The organism is Lentzea indica, assembly GCF_012184385.1.
Classification (GTDB): domain Bacteria; phylum Actinomycetota; class Actinomycetes; order Mycobacteriales; family Pseudonocardiaceae; genus Lentzea; species Lentzea indica.
This window is the reverse complement of record NZ_VSRL01000263.1, coordinates 1-11,932: the sequence shown is the minus strand read 5'-3', so window position 1 is coordinate 11,932 and position 11,932 is coordinate 1. Positions and strand designations below refer to the sequence as shown.

Annotated in this window: 8 protein-coding genes; 4 read left to right on the top strand and 4 right to left on the bottom strand. The window is 68.4% G+C overall.

Going from position 1 to position 11,932, the window contains the following annotated elements:
• The 4 genes from FXN61_RS40630 to FXN61_RS40615 form a co-directional block, all read left to right on the top strand.
• Window positions 1–424, top strand: a 424-nt coding sequence (locus FXN61_RS40630) for a helix-turn-helix domain-containing protein (protein ID WP_167979199.1), incomplete at its 5' end; no start/stop codon positions are given.
• Between the two features lie 319 nt (window positions 425–743).
• Window positions 744–2,306, top strand: a complete 1,563-nt coding sequence (locus FXN61_RS40625) for a S8 family peptidase (protein WP_167979198.1) — start codon at window positions 744–746, stop codon at window positions 2,304–2,306.
• On the top strand, window positions 2,288–3,226 hold the full coding sequence (locus tag FXN61_RS40620) for a Dyp-type peroxidase (RefSeq protein WP_167979197.1): 939 nt from the start codon (window positions 2,288–2,290) through the stop codon (window positions 3,224–3,226). Before FXN61_RS40625 ends, FXN61_RS40620 begins: the two co-directional genes overlap by 19 nt.
• Before the next feature lie 14 nt (window positions 3,227–3,240).
• Window positions 3,241–3,960 carry an AfsR/SARP family transcriptional regulator gene (locus FXN61_RS40615; RefSeq protein WP_167979196.1) on the top strand — a complete coding sequence of 240 codons (720 nt, stop codon included), beginning with the start codon at window positions 3,241–3,243 and terminating at the stop codon, window positions 3,958–3,960.
• A gap of 7 nt (window positions 3,961–3,967) precedes the next feature.
• Here FXN61_RS40615 and FXN61_RS40610 read toward each other — a convergent pair whose 3' ends face one another.
• The 4 genes from FXN61_RS40610 to FXN61_RS40595 all read right to left on the bottom strand — a co-directional run.
• Entirely contained in the window at window positions 3,968–4,246 is a 279-nt protein-coding gene (locus FXN61_RS40610) for a DUF7336 domain-containing protein (protein ID WP_167979195.1), read from the bottom strand.
• 71 nt (window positions 4,247–4,317) lie between these two features.
• The gene (locus FXN61_RS40605) at window positions 4,318–4,680 is read right to left on the bottom strand and encodes a hypothetical protein (RefSeq protein ID WP_167979194.1); all 363 of its coding nucleotides are present in this window, start codon (window positions 4,678–4,680) and stop codon (window positions 4,318–4,320) included.
• Window positions 4,680–7,145, bottom strand: a complete 2,466-nt coding sequence (locus FXN61_RS54905; protein WP_167979193.1) for an RHS repeat-associated core domain-containing protein — start codon at window positions 7,143–7,145, stop codon at window positions 4,680–4,682. The genes FXN61_RS40605 and FXN61_RS54905 overlap by 1 nt, the downstream gene beginning before the upstream one ends.
• On the bottom strand, window positions 7,139–11,932 hold a 4,794-nt coding region (locus FXN61_RS40595; RefSeq protein WP_188136018.1), incomplete at its 5' end, for an IPT/TIG domain-containing protein. The genes FXN61_RS40595 and FXN61_RS54905, both read right to left, overlap by 7 nt.

The following is an 11,932-nucleotide window of genomic DNA, read 5'->3' as shown; positions in this document are numbered from 1 at the left end:
CGCCGCCTTGGCCCGCGCCCTCGCCGCGGCGCTGCTCCTGCTCGTCATGGCCGAACCGGAGGGCAGCGGCCGCCGCCTGCCCACGCACGAGGTGTTCGTCTGGTTCCGCGACGAGCTGGAGGCGAGTTTCCGCACCAGGCACAAGGTCGCCGACTACGCGGCCCGCCTGGGCTATTCGACCCGCACCCTCAACCGGCTCGCCCGTGAGAACACCGGCCTCAGCGCCAAGCAGCTCATCGACGAGCGCGTGGTGCTCGAAGCCAAACGCCTCCTCGCTCACGGACCCGACCCGGTGGCACGGATCGCCGGACAACTCGGCTTCGACGATCCGTCCAACTTCTCCAAGTACTTCCAGCACCGCACCGGCACGACCCCGGCCGCCTTCCGGGACCGCTTCAGGCCGAGCGCCGAATCGTCAGTGTGAATCGACGACTTCCGCCGTTACCGAGTCAGCCTGATGGATCGTTTTCACCGCGCGCACAGCTTGCCTTGGACAGCGTGCGCCCGCAGCGAATGTCCGACGATCGGCAAGTCGACCGCGCAACAAAAGTATTTGGCCCCTTGACTCTTCAAGCAGTGATGGGGGCCTCAGTTGCACACGCAGGAGGTGCGTCTCAGCACGCCCTTTCGGCGGTATAAGGACCTCCTATGCCGTGGCAGTCTCGAGCGAGCGTGGGGCCACGCGACACCTGGGGGTGCGGACATTCCACGTCCGCCGGTCATTTTTGGGGGCTCTGTTTCGCATGCGCGGATTGATTGCTGCCTTGGTTCTCGCCGCCACCGTCGTCCCCGCCGACGCCCATGCGGCTGTCGGCGAGGTGCTGAGACCGGTGGGGGCTGAAGTGATCGCGGGCAAGTACGTGGTTACGTTGAAGAAATCCAGCCAGGTCAACGCACTCGGCGTCGCCGCGAGTCATGGCGGTCAGGTCGACCGCGTCTACAGCGCGGCGCTCCAAGGGTTCGCGATGACCGCCACCGAGCAGCAGGCCCGCCGGCTCGCCGCTGACCCGCGGGTCGAACGGGTTGAGGCCGACTCGGTCGTGCGTGGTGACGCGGTGCGGACCAACCCGATTTGGAACCTCGATCGTATCGACCAGCGTGGCACTGTTCTGGACAACCGCTACGACTACCCGGATCAGGCTGGTCAGGGCGTCACGGTGTACGTGATGGACACCGGTGTGCGCACCGCGCACGCCGAGTTCGAAGGACGGGCGAGCGTCGCGTTCGACGCGATCGGCGACGGCTGGAACGGTCAGGACTGCAGCACCACCGGCCACGGCACGCACGTGGCAGGCACCATCGCGGGCAAGACGTTCGGCGTTGCCAGCAAGGCGAAGGTCGCGTCGGTGCGCGTGCTGAGCTGTGAGAACAGCGGCACGATCAGCCAAATCGTGGCCGGGATCGACTGGATCACCGCGAACGCGGCCAGGCCCGCCGTGGTGAACATGAGCCTCGGTGGCGGCCAGAGCACGACCGAGGACAACGCTGTCAAGGCGTCGATCGCGGCCGGGATCTCCTACGTCGTCTCTGCGGGCAACAGCGAGCAGAACGCCTGCTCGAAGAGCCCGGCCAACGTGCCGGCCGCGATCACCGTGGGCGCGGCCAATCCCGTCAACGAACGCGCCAGGGGCTGGGCCAAGTTCGGCGACACCGGTTCCAATTACGGCCCGTGCCTCGACCTGTTCGCGCCGGGCGAGTCCATCGAGTCCGCGCACAACGCCACCGACCACTCGACGGTGGTGCTCAAGGGCACGTCGATGGCTTCGCCGCACGTCGCTGGTGCCGCGGCGTTGTTGCTGTCGCAGTCGCCGAACCTGACGCCCGCGCAGGTGCACGCCGAGATCCTCAACCGGTCGGTGACCGGCGTGCTCGCCCCCGCCACCCTCGAACCGCCGATGGACCCACCCACCACGCAGAAGTCGCCCAACAGGTTCCTCCACACAGGACCGATCGCACAGCCGGTCTGCACCGTTTCCGACGCGACCCGGCGGGCCGTGCCGGACCAGGACAGCATCACCGTCGCGCTCGACGTGACGGCGTGCGGGCGCAAGGTGGCCGGCAACGCCACCGTGCGGGTGCAGGCGGAACACCCCTTCCGCGGTGACCTGTCCGTGCGGCTGATCACGCCGAGCGGCACCGAGGTCGTGCTGCGCGAGGCGAACGCCGCCGACAACGCGGTCAACCTCGACCAGACGTTCCCGCTCTCGCTGTCCACTCTGGACGCGAACGGGACGTGGAAGCTGGTCGTGCGCGACAACTTCAGCATCGACGAGGGATCGCTGGCCGGGTGGACGCTCACTCTCTGACCAGACGGGCTTTTCTGGCGGGGCTGGCGGCGGCGGGTCTGACGGCATGCGACACGCCTCAGCCCGCCGCCGTCGCTCCTGTCCACCACCAACCCGGCGTGCTGGCACCGAGCCCGCCCGCCGCGGGGGTGGCCGCGTACGGCGTCACCGCGCGCACCCGCACCGAGCTCATCGCGGTACTGCGCACAGTTACCTCGCGAGGGGTCACGGTGGCCGTCGGCGCGTCTCTGTTCGGCGACAGGTTCGGCCTGCGCGCACCACGACGACTGACGACCATGCCGAAGTTCGCCGGCGACGTGCTGGAAGAGCAGTGGTGCCATGGAGACTTGCTGCTGCAGGCGCTGGCGGACACACCGGCACAGGTGGATCTCCAGTTGGCCGACGTGCCTGGTCTGACGCTTCGCTGGCGAATGAACGGGCATCAGCTGCCTGAAGAGCGCAACGCCTTCGGGTTCAAGGAGGGCGCGGGCAACCCGGCCACGCCCCAGGTGTGGGCCGGGGACGACGAACCCGCGTGCTACCGGGGCGGCACGTACCAGGTGGTGCGACTGATCAAGCTCGCGATGCCGACGTGGGACCACAAGTCCACAGAGGACCAGGAGCGGGTTTTCGGCAGGCGCAAGGAATCGGGCGAGGAGCTGCCCGCGATGCTCGACTCGCACGTGCGACGCGCCCGGCCAGCCGAGGAGAAGCACAAGATCCTGCGCCGCGGTTACCCGTTCGTCACCGAGCCCGGTCAGATCTTCGTCTGTTACCAGCGTGATCCGGAAACAGGCTTCGCCGCCGCACAACGCCGTCTTGCCGGGGAGGAGCTGGAGAAGTACCTGCTGCCGTTCGGCGGCGGCTACTTCTTCGTGCTGCCCGGAGTGGACGGTTCGAAGGACGACTACCTCGGCCGGGCCATGGTCGAGTCGTCGTGACCACAGGGGGAATCGTGTTCGAGTTCGCAATCCTGGGCCCGGTGGAGGTTCGAGCGGACGGCGAACCCGTGCCGATCAGCGCCGCCAAGCTCCGCACGCTGCTGGCCGCGCTGCTGCTGAGACCCAACCGCACGGTGCCGACCACGACGCTGATCGAGCAGGTGTGGGGCGAGCAGCCACCCCAGCGCGGTGTGGCGGCGTTGCAGAACTACGTGATGCGGCTGCGCCACGCACTCGGCGGGTCGCTGATCCGCACCACGCCAGGTGGCTACTCGATCTCGGTGTCGCCCGCGCAGCTGGACCTGACCCGGTTCTCCCAGCTGACCGCGGAGGCTGCCGCCGCCGGTCCTGCCACCAGGGCCCGGTTGCTGACGGCGGCGTTGGAGCTGTGGCGCGGACCCGCGCTGGAGGGAATTCCTTCTCCGCCGTTGCAACGGACCGAGGTGCCCAGGCTGGAAGAACTCCGCCTCGACGCGGTGGAGATGCGGATCGACGCCGATCTGGAGCTGGGACGGCATGCCGCTCTGGTGTCGGAGTTGCGGTCGTTGACCGCGCAGCACCCGTTGCGGGAACGGTTCTGGCACCAGTTGATGCTGGCGTTGCGGCGTTCCGGGCGGCGGGCTGAGGCTCTGGCCGCCTATCGGAGTGTTTCCGAGTTGTTGTCCGAGGAGTTGGGGCTGGATCCCGGGCCTGAGCTCCGGGAGCAGTTCGCGGCGATCCTGCAGGCGAGCTGACCCTTCGTCAGATCGTTGTGAACCCGTCGGTCCACTGGTCTTCGTCCAGCGTGTACTCGCTGACGTAGAAGCACTCCGGCTCGTCGCGGAACCCGTCGAGCTCCTTGGCACGTTCGATCCGCGCCATCGCGTTCTCCCGCGAGGAGTAGACGCCGAGGAGTTTCACGTCGTCACCCTCCTCCTCGTCGGCCCGGAAGTCGCCGTCAGCGTCGAAGTGCCGGACCGCCCCGCTCTCATCTTCAGCGACGTGATGCACGTGCCAGAGCAGGAAGACCCGGTCACTCATCACCGCGCTCCGTTCGCAGCCCCTGGGGTGCGGTGCCTCCACGATTCCCGTGGAGGCACCGGCCTCCCGCATCAGACGGTGTAGGGGAACAGGTGAACGGCCGTCCTGTCCGCGACCACCTCGACCACCTCGCCGGAGACAGCCGCACCGCCGTCGATCACTTCCACCGACACCGGTGTGCCCGCCACATCGAGGTAGGTCGCGCCATCCTCCGTCACCTGCCACAGTCCGCCGAGCACCACCGACGTACCGTCGAGGCGCACCCCGGCGACGCCACCGGGCCTGAGCCGCACGTCGTCGACGTCCACCTCCACGTCGTACTCCCGGCCGGCCACCGGTGGTTCCGCCGCCTTCCACACGCCCGCACCGTCACCGGCCGAGCACCGGAACGACACGACGTCGTCCGTACCGACGGCGGACACCTCGATCCTCATCACCACGATCCCTTCGGGAACGGCACCCGGACCTGGACATTGTCCACGTACCACTGGTTGCTCTTGTCCCGGCGCCAGGTTTCCTCGTGGTAGTGGAACTTCGTCGGCTTGCTGCCCATCTCGTGGTTGCCGAAGCGGATGGACCGCAAGCCGTCCGCCGAGGTGATCCGGTTGGGGTCGGGCAGGCCGGTCCGCGGGTTGAGGTTGCTGTGCGGGCCGGGGCCGAGGAAGTCGTCCCACCGCTGCATCGCGTCGCCGGGCTTGACCGGCTTCGGGTAGATCGTCTCCTTCTCGATCGCGGGGTTGTTGCGGTTGCCTCCCATGTTGCAGTTCTTGAGCCAGCCGGGCGCGAACCCCGTCGGGTCGGTCTGCGTGGTCGGGCCGTTGTCGACGTAGCCGTAGAGGTTCAGGCCACCCGCGATGCCGATCGGGTCCTCGCTGAGGAACCGTTGCAGCACCGGGCTGTAGTACCGGGCGCGGTAGTAGTAGAGCCCTGTGCCGTCGTCCTCTCGGCCGGTGTAGGCGAAGCCGGTACCGCCGTAGGTACGACCGAACGGTTCGTAGGTGTAGGCCGCGCCCGCACCTGCCTGGTCGACCAGGCCCACGGTGCTGCCGAGCGCGTCGGTCAGGAACCGCTTGCCGTCGCGGAGGTGGTGACCGTCCACGCCGTCACTCGTCATGTTTCCGGCGACCTGGCCGTTCACCTTCTCCTGCACGGGGTTCGCCCCGTCGTACAGGTAGTTCGTCGTCACCCCCGCGACGGTCCGGCCGAGCCTGCGACCGTCGGCGGCGTAGCTGAACGACGCCGCCTGTCCCGGCTTGGCCACGGTCGCGAGCTGACCGCGGGCGTTCCAGGTGTAGGTCGCCGTGCCGTCGGAGAGCAGATTGCCGTCCGCGTCGTATTGCAGCGCGACACCACCGACCGAAGTGGCGCGGTTGGCCTTGTCGTAGACCGCCGGGCCGAACGGTTCGGGCAGCATCGTGCGGGACCACGTGCCGCTGACCTTGATCGGCAACCCGAGTGCGTCGTAGTCGTACTTCAGGTCGCCGAGCACGGTCGTGCCCGCCTTGTAGGTGATCGACTTGACGTTGCCCGCGTCGTCGTAGGTGTAGGTCTGACCGACGCCGTTGCCCGTCGCGCCGACCCGGTCGACCCGGCCGGCCCTGTCGCGGGTCACCACGCTCGCCGCCGTGCCGCCCTGCTGGATCTCCTGCAGGCCACCGGCAGCGTCCTGCAGGTGCCGCGTGACGGGACGCCCGGCCAAGGTCACCGTGCGGTCCCGGACACCGGCCGCGGTGTCGTACCCGTACGACACCGTGCCGTGCGGTGTGACCTCCTGCTTGATCCGGTCGAGGCCGTCGTAGTCGTTGGAGGAGTTGCCCACCGCGGTGTCCACAACGGACTTCTCCCGGTCACCGAGGTCGAACGTGCGGGTCACCTTGCTCTCGGTGCCGTACGTCGACTCGTACTGCCGGTTCAGCGCGTCGTACTTGTGCTCGACGACGACGCCGCGCCGGTTGGTGACCTTCTCCAGGTTGTTGTTGCGGTCGTACCTCGCGTCCTCGGCCCACGAAACGCCGAGCTGGTCCGTGATCGACCTGATCTTGTCCATCTGGTTGTAGTGGAAGACGGTCTCGCCACCACGCGGGTCGATCACCTTGGTGCGGTTGCCGTTGCGGTCGTACTCGAACCTCACGGTCCGACCGAGCCCGTCGGTCTCCGAGGCGGTCTTGCCCTCCGGGGTGAACGCGGTCTCGGTGGCCACGCCACGCGGGTCGGTGGTGATCACCTTCCGGCCCAGCGCGTCGTATCCGACCGTGCTCGTCCTGCCGAGCGGGTCGGTCGTGCGCACCGCGTCCGAACCGAGGTAGTCGGTGGTGCTCGTCTTGCCCGCCGGGTCGGTCACCGACGTGACCTGGCCACGTGGATCGACAACGTAGGTCAGCTTGCGGTTGGCCGCGTCCGTCTTCGACTTGACCGCACCACGTGCGTCCAGCTCGTACACCGTGCTCTTGCCGTACTGGTCGGTGTACTTGGTGAGCTCGCCGTTCGGGCCGTTGCGCTCCCACTTCTCCGTCCGCGCTTCCGGGGTGCCGGCGAGAACAGTGCTCTCCTTGACGTGTCCCTTGGCGTCGTAGGAGTACGTGGTCTTGCGGTTCAGCGCGTCGGTCGACGACTTCTTCCGGACTCCGTTCTCCTCGAACTCCGTCGTGGTGCTCTGGGCGAGATCAGTGCCGAACGCCTCGGTCTGGCTGACCACCTGGCCGCGATCGTTGAAGACGAACCGGGTCACCGAACCGCGCGGGTCGGTCATCCGCGTCTCGGTGATCTTGCCGTTGACATCGGTGTACTCGAACTTGGTCACACCACCGTCGGCAGCGGTCTGCTGCTTGACCCGGTCCTTGTCGTCGTACTCGTTGAGCAACTGCTGGACACCGCGCGGGTTGGTGATCGTCTTCAGCAACCCTTGGCGTCCCAGCCGTAGCGGGTGACGCCTCCTTCCGCGTCGGTCACCGTCTCGAGGTGGCCGGTGGGCAGATAGGTGTAGCCGAACCGGCGGCCCAGGTTGTCCTCGACCGACTTGATGCGCGGCGGATTCGACTCGTCGTAGGCGAGACGCACCCAGCGACCGCTCGACGTCGTCACCTGCGTGACCGGGCCGTTCGCCCGCACCTTGCCGTCCACGCCAGGAGGCGCGGGAGCCCGGGTGATCGTCGTCGCGTTGCCGAACTTGTCCCGGATCTCCTGGAGCGGTGCCTCTTCGCCGATGACGTACACGGTGCCGTCGCGCAGCTTGACGTCCCAGCCCGCGTCGTTCCACACCGCGACCGAACCTTCGAACTTCGTGGTCGTCGGGTCGGCGGCGAACACCGCGCCTGCATAGTCCTGACCGGGCGTCGTGCGGGTGAAGTGGATCTTGCTGCCGTCCGGTTGGACGAGGTCGAACTCCTTGAACGTCGGGAATCCGTCGACCAGCGGTGCCCACGGGAACACGCCGTATTCGAAGCTCGTGCCGACGCCGAACGACCGCACGAACGCGTCGCCCTGCTGATAGGTCCGCTTGACCTCGATCGGCATGATGTCGTCGACGACCAGATCGGTCTGCTCGTCGATCAGCAGACCCGTCGCCGGGTCGACCGGGTCGCCCTGCCAGCTGTTGTTCTGCGACGGCGCCCTGCCTGGCGGGTTGAGTCCCGGCACCACGGTCATCGCGCCGGTCAGGCGGTAGAACTTCACGTCCGCGTCCGGCACGATCTGCGTGCCGTCCTTCGAGACGGTCCCGTGGCCGTAGACGTGCCAGCCCTTGCCGTCCGGGTCGTAGTTCCAGAACTGCGTCCGGGTGCCCGGCGCCTCCTTGGTGTAGTTCGGGTAGATGATCGTCGCACCCTGCGGGAACAGGTAGCCGCCACCCGGCTGCGCGGTGAAGTACACCGGCACCTTGCTCGGCGGCAGCGGGAACGGCGGGCGGTCGATCGGGATCGGGGTCAGCGACAGCTCGGTGGCCACGTTGCCGTCGGCGTCGCGGATGACCGTGCCCGCCGGGATGCGGACCTCGAGGCCAGGGATGGACTTCGTGGTCAGGACCGTCTCGGTGATCGTCGGGCTCGGCACGTGCACCACGGAGTTCTTGTCGATCTCCGGTAGGAACACGGTGTGCGGCAGCACGAGCACCTGGCCCTGCTTGACGTCCACGCCGATGTCGAAGGTTCCGAACGCACGGCCGGACGTGCGGCCGTCCACCCGCAGCGACACGTGGCCCTCGGGCAGACCGATCAGCGTGAACTTGCCGTCGGCGTCGGTGGTGGTCCTCTTGTCCCGCGCGCTGACCGTCACACCGGCCAGCGGCTGACCGTCCGTGGACTGCACGGTGCCGACCACGCCGGTGAAGCCGACCGCGAACTGCAGCGGGCGGTCCCGCACCGGACGCGGGTCGTAGCGGGTGTTCCAGTCGGTACCGCCGAGGTTCGCGGCGTCCGGCCGCCAGCCACTGGACGAGCTGCACGGCGTCGACGTCGGCTTCTCCAGCTCCTTCTGCTCCGGCTGCTCACCGCCCTGCGGCGCGGCTCCCACCGCAGCCGCGGGTGGACGCCGATCCGCCTGCGGACAGGTCGGTTCCTGCACCACCGGTGGGTCGACCCGCGTGGTCGGGGCCGCGGTGGCCCGCTTGGTGATGGACACGTCGATCGAACCGACGGGGCTGTTGGCCGGGTCGAAGACGAGCGTGTACGTGCCGGTCGCCTTGAGCCGGGCGAAGAACTCGTACGGCTCGGTGCTGACGAACCGCCTGGTCGTCTCGACCGTGCCGTTCGGCGCGTACAGCGTGTAGTAGGTGCCGTTGTTGCCGATGTTGCGCCGGATGCTCAGCTTGGGCAGGTCGTTCAGCGTGCCGTCGAACGTCAGCCTGCCGTTCTGCGCCGGCCGGTTGAACGTGACGGTCTTGGCCGCTCCCCCGTACTCGATCTTGCCGCCGTCGGTCTCCGAGTTCAGCATCACCGTCAGCTGGCCGCCGATGGGCTGCACGTCCTGGTCGACCGGCTCGATCTGCACCCGGTACTCACCGGTGACCGGTAGCTGGGTCAGATCGAGGCCGAGCGAACTCTGGAACGCGCTGTTGCCGGACGTGTCCAATGTGGTGCCGTCCGGCTTGGTCACCCTCCACTTCAGGAACGGGATGCGCTCGGACGCCGTGCCGATGGTCAGCCGCTGCCCCTGCGTGCCCGCGATCTTGGCGATGATCTTCTGGCCGTGCACCGTGATGTTGATGTTCGACGGTGCCGCGTCCGGGACGAGTGTGCCGAGATCGGCGGGTTCGGACAGGTGGAACGTCAGGTCGCCGGTGACCGCGAAGCCTGGGTCGACGAAGATCCGGTACTTGCCGGTCTCCGGCAGTGCGGGGACGTCGAGCTTGCCATCGGTGACCGCGCCGACCGACGTGGTGCCGTTGGGCCGGTAGAGCCTGATGACGACCTCACCGGGCACGCTCTTGCGCACCACCATCGTCAGCGGCTTGTCCTTGACGCCGTCGTAGTCGAGCCACATCTCACGGCCCGGCCGGTCGACGGTGACCCTGGTGGAGGCGTTCGCCGGCAGCTTGCCGCCCTCTGCGACGGTCGACAACCATGCCTTGGCCGCGCCGACCGCCTCCCAGCCGCTGATGAACAGGTTGTGCGTGCCGGTTTTGCGGATCCTCAGGTTCCGCGTCTCGGCTGTGCCGTCCCGCAGCTCGACCTGCTGACCGTCCGGTTCGGACATGATGCTGACCGGGTAGGCGGCGCGACCGTTCTCCCTGATGGTGTTGTCCGTGTGGCCCAGCACCAGCGGCTGGTTCGCGGTGCCCTGGAACTGCATCCGCACCGACTGGCCGGGCCGCAGCACCTGGTAGGACGTCGGATTCCCGTTCACCGCCAGCGGTCCCGCGTCGATCACACTGGAGAGCCAGACCCGGCCGGAGCCGAGCTGGTTGGGGTCGAAGTTCGGGATCACCTTGTAGGTGCCCGTCTTCTTCGCCTGGAACACCATGGTCGGGATGTAGTCACCCAGCCGCGCGCGCCAGGTGAGCCGGACGCCGTCGGGGTCGACGACGGTGACGTTGAAGTGGTTGCCCGGCTCGCTGATGTCGGTGAGGCCGAAGCTCATCCACTCACCCGCGGTCGCCGTGAACGGCATCTCCTTCACCGGCTGGCCCTGCCGGATGTCGAACGGCACACCGGACCCGTCACGGGTCAGCCTGTCGCCGGTCAGGTCCTTGGACAGGGTGACGCTGACCTTGCCCGCCGCGGCGTCGTCCGGCGCCACGACGATCGTGTAGGTGCCGTTGTGCTTGAACGCCGGCAGGTCCTGGTGCAGCTTGCTGCCCGCCCACAGGTCGAGCGGGTCGCCGAGCGCGCGACGGGCGAAGTCACCACCGTGCGGGGTGAACATCCACATCGCCGAGCGCACCGGAATGGTGTTGTTCTCCAGCTTGAGGTTCTGCTGCTCGCCGATCTTGCCGTCGACCAGCACCACTGCGGCCTTGCCTGCCGGGACGTCCAGGTTCACGGCCTGGCCGAGCTGCAGCCGGCCGCCGTAGACCAGCTTGGAGGTCACGAAACCCCTTGGCGCGACCAGGAAGTCGGCCACGCTGGTGGCCTCGCCCCCTGGCGTGCGGACGGTGATCCGGCCCGACGACGCGGCGTCGGGCACCTGCACGACCAGCTTGGTCGGCGACACCTCGCGCACCCGCGCCACGGTCTGGTGGAACCGCACCACGTTGCGTGCGATGTCGGGGTCGAAGCCCGTGCCGGTGATCGTCACGACGTCACCGGGGTCGCCGCGATCCGTTGACACGGAAGCCACCGCGGGCGCGGTGACGCCTCGTGCCAGCTGGAACGGCCGCAGACTGACCGAGGTCTTTCCGTTGGCCGTGACGCGCACGACGCCTTCCTTGACACCCTGCGGCACCGTGACGGAGACACGGTTGGCGGACGCGGCGGTCACCGGTGCGGTGACGCCGTCGAACGTCACGGTCGTGCCCTGCGCGGCGAACCCGGCACCGCTGATCTCGACCGTGCTTCCGACCGGGCCGCGTGCGGGAACGATCGCAAACACCGTCGCGTCACCCTGCACGAACCGTTCGGTGGCGAGGAGGTTTCCGTTGTCGTCGTACCGGTAGGCCGCCGCCTCACCCGAATTGTTCGCGACACCGGCGAGCTGTCCCGCGGCGTCGTAGAAGAAGTCTCTCGGCCCGGCGGGTGCGCCCGCGACGAACTCGTGCCGGACGGGCGCGGACAACGCGCCGGTCGCGGACACCTTGGACCACACGGTGAGCGTGCGCTTGCCGGATCGAACCGGAGTGACCGAGAACTGCGCTGCCCCGCTCGCGACCGGCTGCTCCTTCGGTGCCGCGTCGGTGTCGAGCTGGTGGACGATCACGTCCGCGGCGGTGCTGCCCTGCGGTCGGGCGGTGACAGTGCCGGCCTGACCGATGCTGCCGTGCGGCTGTCCGTCGGCTGGGAAGTCCGTGGACGTCACGACCGGCGCGTCCGGCGCGGGTACCGGAAGACCGCCGACGGTGAAGGTGTGCGTTGCCGGAGCGGACGTCTGGCCGTTGAGCGCCCACGCGGTGAGCGTGTGGGTGCCGCTGGTCGACGGAGTGAGCTGGACCTGCGCCTCACCGGTGGCCGCGACCGTCGTGATCGGACCGTCGCCGAGCCGGTAGCGGAAACCGTTGGCGGAGGGACTCTTCAGCGTGAAGGTGCCCGCCTGGCCGGG

Bases quoted from the DNA above. Each gene is read 5' to 3' on its own strand.
- FXN61_RS40605 (WP_167979194.1), bottom strand. From the start codon at position 4,680: ATGAGGATCGAGGTGTCCGCCGTCGGTACGGACGACGTCGTGTCGTTC.
- FXN61_RS40625 (WP_167979198.1), top strand. From the start codon at position 744: ATGCGCGGATTGATTGCTGCCTTGGTTCTCGCCGCCACCGTCGTCCCC.
- FXN61_RS40610 (WP_167979195.1), bottom strand. From the start codon at position 4,246: ATGAGTGACCGGGTCTTCCTGCTCTGGCACGTGCATCACGTCGCTGAA.